The sequence below is a fragment of the Rhodopirellula bahusiensis genome (assembly GCF_002727185.1).
Classification (GTDB): Bacteria; Planctomycetota; Planctomycetia; order Pirellulales; family Pirellulaceae; genus Rhodopirellula; species Rhodopirellula bahusiensis.
Genome location: NZ_NIZW01000056.1, coordinates 1 through 5,985, shown reverse-complemented (window position 1 = coordinate 5,985; position 5,985 = coordinate 1). Strand labels below are relative to the sequence as shown.

Sequence of the window (5,985 nt, the reverse complement as noted above, 5' to 3'; positions counted from 1 at the left end):
ATCAGCCTTGCCAACGGCGAGCTTCGATTCGCTTCGGCTGCGGCAAGCTGCGGTGTTGCGCCGATGGTGAATCCCAATGCCGGAAGAACGATCACTTGGTCTAATCTTAACCCGGTTGGTTTGGCGAACGAGATATATCATCCGATTAAGCAGGCGATACCAGAGCCATCGCCCTGGATGACTTCGCAAGAGTCCGCCGCGATTGCCGAGATATTGAAGCCAACTTTCCATGTTCTCGAATACGGCTCAGGGGCATCAACATTCTGGCTCTCCAAGCGAGTGAAAATGATCAGCACGGTCGAGCATTCTTGTGAATGGCTCAATAAGGTGCTCCCGTTTCCGGGCAATGTTGACGTGATTCATCGCCCGCCAGCTTGGCCGTGCCACGGATTTGGTCCCGCAGAGCCCGGTCAGTTCAATGACTACGTCGCGGCCCCGGCTCACCTTGAGCCAGATCTGGTGCTGGTGGACGGGAGGGCTCGCGTAGATTGTGCTCGACTATGGGCTGGCCGTGCCACAACCATTCTTCATGACGCGAATCGGGAAAGATACTCTGAGCTTGAACTGCGTCCGATTGTGGATTCACTCGCTTACGTCCTTCCAGGCTGACACCGGCCGCTCCACCATGCCGTTCAGACGCTGGAAAACCAAGTCTGCCAAGTTGGCCGCAAGACAAAATGCTTGTCGGCTGCCAACCAGCGCTGTTGCTGCGAATCGTACCGAAGCACTTCTGGGGCCCATCGGTCCCAGACCAGTGCCAATTCATGCTGGCACGACCATCGGTATTCGCCTCCGTCGCCATTGCCACGAATCATTCTTCCCGACTTCTTCAAGGTCAATTCGCCTTCCCAATCGGGGTGCGTTGCCCAGAAAACTTGGTCTGATGCCCCACTCGTCATTTCGGATACTTGCGAGAGCTGATCCGAACGGGGAGGCTTTGCGTAGTTGGAATGCCGGCAGTCCTCCGGGTGCCATTGGTGAAGAAAGCCCTTTGCCTCTTCTCTCCGTACATTGGCGATCTTTTTGATCGCGGCGTGCAAGAGATCGTCCTCTCCTCCCCAGCTTGTGAATTCCGGTACGCCCCCAACCGCGTCCAGGAGTCGCTTGGGAGCGAATGCGTTGCCGTAGCTATGTATTTCCAAGTCAGCTGGTTCCCCATCTTCATCCAGGTACCGAAAAATTGGAAAGTATGCCGCTTGCTCGGCGCATTGCATGATCCCTTCATGCAGCAGTGCCGTGGGAACAAGCATGTCGGCGTCGAGCAGAAAGACCGAGTCACTTGTGGCGTGCTCAATCGCCACGTTCAGGCCACGTCCGCGAGAAAAGGGACCATCCACGGTGATGACTTTTAAAAGTAGTGAACCCGAGCAATCATCGATCCAGTCAGCAAGAGGCAAGTCGTCGGACTGAAAGTCAGCAACGACTAATTCAACCTTTGTGGAATCGCCCGACCTTGTGGAACCCTCTTCTCGAAAGACAGCTTGCAATTCTTCCGCAGCACTCGCGAGTGACGCGACGCAACCGGGGAAGATTTTCCGGGGCCGGCCATTGCCTGAGACCAGCGATCGGTTCTTCAGGCTCACGCAGACCGACAACACCGGCTTAGCGTCTTGGTCATTCTGATTCGTCCTGGGACTGGCCGTTCGCAGTTTGACAGAAACGTGATCGGCCACCAATCGCGACCAGGCATTTTTCAGAGGAGCATCCTGGATCTCGGAAGGAGTGATGGCAAACCGACCTGGATCAGTGTGCAAGTCATCACGCCCGCCTTCAATGGAGAGATGCTTGTATGGTGAGGCTCCCCTTAGAATGCCAGGCCGCTCAAATTTAGGAAGCGGCGTTTTGATAAATGACTCACCTAGCAGCTCATGGAATTTCTTGAACAAGACAGAGTCTTCGCCAAGCGATTGCTGCGGGTAGCCCCCTACCGCGTTCCATAGCCTTTTTGTGAAGCAGCAGAACGGGTGATTGACCCATCCAGGCGTCGATTGATTGTCGTGGAGCGATTCGTCTCCCCAGTACGCCCAGAACTCCGCTGGCCGGTAGAACGAAAGTCGGTCACCAAGCATCGCTTCCACTGAAACCGACAGTCGCCAAGGCAAGTAGACGTCATCATCGTCCCAGATCGCTATGATCTCGCCGCTCGCTTGCTCGATGCAATGATTGCGTTTCTCACCGAGATTGGCGAATCGATGCGGATAATTGAGAACCGTCACCAAAGGATGGTCCAATTCAAAAGTCTGGCCAACGCAGTCATTAAGAATGATCAGTTCTTTGTTTCCATAGTCTTGAGCAAGAAACATAGCAACGGATTCGTTTACCAGTTCCGGTCGCCCGTATGTGGGCATGATCGCCGAGACCCAAGGGCGTTCATTTGACGGTGAATAATCCACCGCTGCCGGCGAAGCTTCCGCCTCACTCTTAGCTGAAGATTCTCTTGTGGCTTCCTGCACGAATCGATCTCCGTCCATGGATTGGTTTACTGATGATTGTCGATCTGTGCATCGCACGCTAAGACATGTGCCGACCGACCCGCTCGGGGCATGCCCCCACACACTCTGGCAGTTGCGTTTCTAGGTGTCAATCGACACCTGGTGGAGTTTACGTGAGCCAGGGAGGTGCGTTCGGCTCGGTACTTCTGTCCACCCACGGTTCAACCTATACCCGAGGTAGAGAATTGATTGATGAGATTTGTGTTGTCGGATTTCCTTCGCGTTTAGGCGGGGCGGATACTGAACTTGACCATCAGATTCGCGTTTGGCAGCACCTTGGACTGAAGGTGCACCTGATTCACACAGCTCAGTTGGATCACAACTGTCACCTCATGCGAATGAGCGAGCGGGGATGTGTGATTCATGCACCGTGTGACTGGAACGCTTGTGCCGGGAAACACGTGATCTCTTACTGCAACGCGGGATTCCTTGAGAACCTCGAAGAAATTTCCTCAAAGGCCAAGTCGACGACCTTCGTCAACTGCATGACTTGGTTGTTCGAGAAAGAAAAAGAATGCCATCGTCGAGGCCTGATCGACTTCTTTGTATACCAAACTGACCATGCCATGGACAAAGTTGCGCATGATTTGCGCACCCTGAACCCGAACTATCGGCCTCATAAAATTAAGCCATACTTTTATTTAGATGAATTTCCGATGATTGATGGCCGTGACGAGGACACTTTTCGGTTTGGGCGGCTTTCGCGATCAGATCCGGCGAAGTTCCATCCCTCGCAGCTATGGATCTACGAAGCAATGGTCGCACCCGTTCTTAAAAGTGGCGTGATGCTCGGCGTTGACGCGGGAATCCGGGCCAAAATCGGCCACGAGCCTGATTGGATTCGAGCTTATCCGCCGGGTGAACTGTCGGCCCAGGAAGTCTATCGTCATTCACACTGTATCATTCAAGCGACAGAGACTTATGAAAACTTACCTCGCATTGGTTTTGAAGCGATGGCAAGTGGTTGTCTTCTGATTGTGGACGATCGGGGTGGATGGCGTGAATTGGTACAGCACGGAAAGACAGGGTTCCTTTGTTCAGACGAGAGAGCATTCGTATACTACTCGTCGCGAGCGGCTTATGAGGCCAATGAAAGAAATTCGATGACCCACGCTGCCCGGACTTGGCTTCAAGACAATTGGTCACTTGAGTCTTCTGCTGCTGACTGGAAAAAGTTTTTTGGAGAACTGAAAGCGTTTTCCGGTGCATAACGGTGGTCAGCGGTTGACCATGAACGAAATTTTTCTGTTCTGGTGTTGACCGGTGTTTGTGGCGTGGGAATGATGCCCCCCGCACTGACGCCCACTCTTCATTCCGATCGCAGGAAGTAGCGAATGTCTTCAAGCAGCTCGTGGTTTGGTTCATCTTCTTCGAGTAGCTTCCCACCGGGGAGCAGTAGCTCTTCTTCATCGGAAAGCTCCTCTTCGAGCAGTTCTCCTTCCGGGAGCAGCAGTTCTTCCACGGGATCGTCTTCCTCATCAGCCGGAGGATCCAGCTCAAGCAGTTCGCCTTCCGGGAGCAGCAGTTCTTCGACGGGCTCGTCTTCGTCCAGTAGCGGTGGCAGCTCTTCCAGCAGTTCGGGCGGTTCATCCTCAAGTAGCAGCTACCCTTCATCGAGCAGCTCCTATCAACCGCCGAATCCTGAGCCGGATCCGACGCCGCCAGAGGAATGCGAGTTGCCGTCGGAAGGACAGAAAGACAAAGAATGTCCCTGCGAGAACAAAGGAGAGGGCGCCTCTGGCTATAGTGCCAATCCCGTTCGGTATTTCAACGGTGAGCTACAGTTTTTTGTCACAGACATGGTCGCCAAGGGGGCAGCAGGTCCCTGGGCTCAACGACGCCAGTACAGCAATCAGCTGGAAGGCCAGACCGAAGTCGGTTTGGGTTACAACTGGCTCGTAGAAGCTTGGCCCTATTTACTCAAAGACGCTGAGGGTGCCATCACGTTTGTGCGAAGCACACGCAAGGCACTCTGGTTTGACGCGGTTGAGTCCGGTGGTGAGACCACTTACGAAGCTCGCTATGGCGGCAAGGCCACGCTGACCCATGACTGCGACCAGCGTCGCTACACGCTCAGCATGCCAACCGGTGAAGTCTGGTTCTTTAAGGATTTTGGTGATGAACCATGCGGCTCGTCCTCCTCTTCCTCTGGCGGAGCGGGCGTTCAACCACTTCCCGGACAATTGCTGGGGATGGTGGACGCATCCGGGCAGCAGACCGATGTGGTGGAGTACTCGACTTCCGGTCGCATTCAGATCATCGAACGTGAAACTGTCGTTGACAGCGAAACCACGACCACGCAGTTTGAGTATGCTTTCGACGGTTCGGGCCTGACCACGTCAGTGACCTATCGTCGGCAGGTGGATAGCAACGGCTGGGTCAACATTCGTCGCGTGACCTACGAATACTACGACGGATCGACCAGTCACGGGTCGTCCGGCGATCTGATGCGAGTGAACGTCCAGGAACCATCGGGTGCTTCCTGGGTCAACATCAAGCAGAGCTATTATCGTTACTACAAGGCTGGCGATCCAAAGGGTTTCCAGCACGGCCTGCGGTATGTCGTGGAGCCCGATGGCTACGAGGATATGTTGGGCGAATCACTGGACCCAACAACGGTCAGCAACCTCATCTTGCTGCAGTACTCGAAGTACAACTTCGAATATGACTCACAGCGCCGCGTGACCAAAGAAATCGTGGACCGCGGCTCGCAAGCATTCGAGTTTGCCTACGAACAAAGCCTGCATTCAGACGGCTACAACAATTGGAGTCGCAAGACCACCGAGACCCGCCCCGATGGCTCGACCGAAACGGTGTACACGAACTACATCGGCCAGGCCCTGCTCAGTGTGCTCGCGTCGGGCTCAGAACAATGGCTCACAGCGAGTAGCTACGATAGTGCTGGTCGTTTGGTTCAAGTGGCATCGCCTTCGGCGATTGTCAGCTACAACCAGTCTTCAGCCGACCTTGGTATCACGCTTCGATCCAGCGAAGGTCTGATCAAGCTTCGCAGCTATTACGCGTCGACTGGCAGTGGCGGCGCAGCGGGCTACTTGAAGTCCACCTCACTCAAAAAAGGAAGTGGCGGCACGCCTGTGCTGCAGAGCGAGCTGGAGTACACGCAGCGAACTGCTGGCGACGCAACGATTTACCCGATCAGCAAAGAAACCAGGTACCGGGACGACGCGGGCACCGAAACGCTGGAAACCACGTACGCCTATGATTGGCACACGGGCTCGGTTCAGGTCAAACAACGAACCGTGACTCTGCCGGTCGTTTCGACGGCACAGAACGGACCGGGCACCGCAACGACCCAGAAACAGGTGTTCGACGAGCGCGGGAACCTGACCTGGACGATGGATGGTCGCGGCTTCATCACCCATATGTCCTACGACCAAGTGCTCGGGTCGATGTTGCAACGGACCAAAGACGCGGACACCTCGTTGCTTTCCGGGGTGCCGTCCGGCTGGAGCACACCAAGTGGTGGCGGAAA

At 54.9% G+C, this 5,985-nt stretch carries 4 protein-coding genes; 2 read left to right on the top strand and 2 right to left on the bottom strand.

All coding sequences use genetic code 11. The annotated features are described in order from the left end of the window. Positions 1–632: 632 nt before the first annotated feature. The gene (locus CEE69_RS31660) at positions 633–2,348 is read right to left on the bottom strand and encodes a glycosyltransferase family 2 protein (RefSeq protein WP_261341371.1); all 1,716 of its coding nucleotides are present in this window, start codon (positions 2,346–2,348) and stop codon (positions 633–635) included. A gap of 329 nt (positions 2,349–2,677) precedes the next feature. On the opposite strand from CEE69_RS31660, the gene CEE69_RS31655 reads away from it, so the two are divergent. Then, a complete protein-coding gene (locus CEE69_RS31655; protein ID WP_158231117.1) occupies positions 2,678–3,703 on the top strand; it encodes a glycosyltransferase in 1,026 nt (341 codons plus the stop codon). 98 nt (positions 3,704–3,801) lie between these two features. On the opposite strand, the gene CEE69_RS32690 is transcribed toward CEE69_RS31655, so the two are convergent. Then, positions 3,802–3,954, bottom strand: coding sequence for a hypothetical protein (locus CEE69_RS32690; protein ID WP_158231116.1), 153 nt, complete (start codon positions 3,952–3,954; stop codon positions 3,802–3,804). Positions 3,955–4,168: 214 nt separating this feature from the next. On the opposite strand from CEE69_RS32690, the gene CEE69_RS32685 reads away from it, so the two are divergent. Then, positions 4,169–5,985, top strand: a 1,817-nt coding sequence (locus CEE69_RS32685) for a hypothetical protein (protein WP_199170006.1), incomplete at its 3' end; no start/stop codon positions are given.

What these genes read in the sequence shown, in the direction of transcription:
- CEE69_RS31660 (WP_261341371.1), bottom strand. Translation starts at nt 2,348, where the DNA reads ATGCCCACATACGGGCGACCGGAACTGGTAAACGAATCCGTTGCTATG.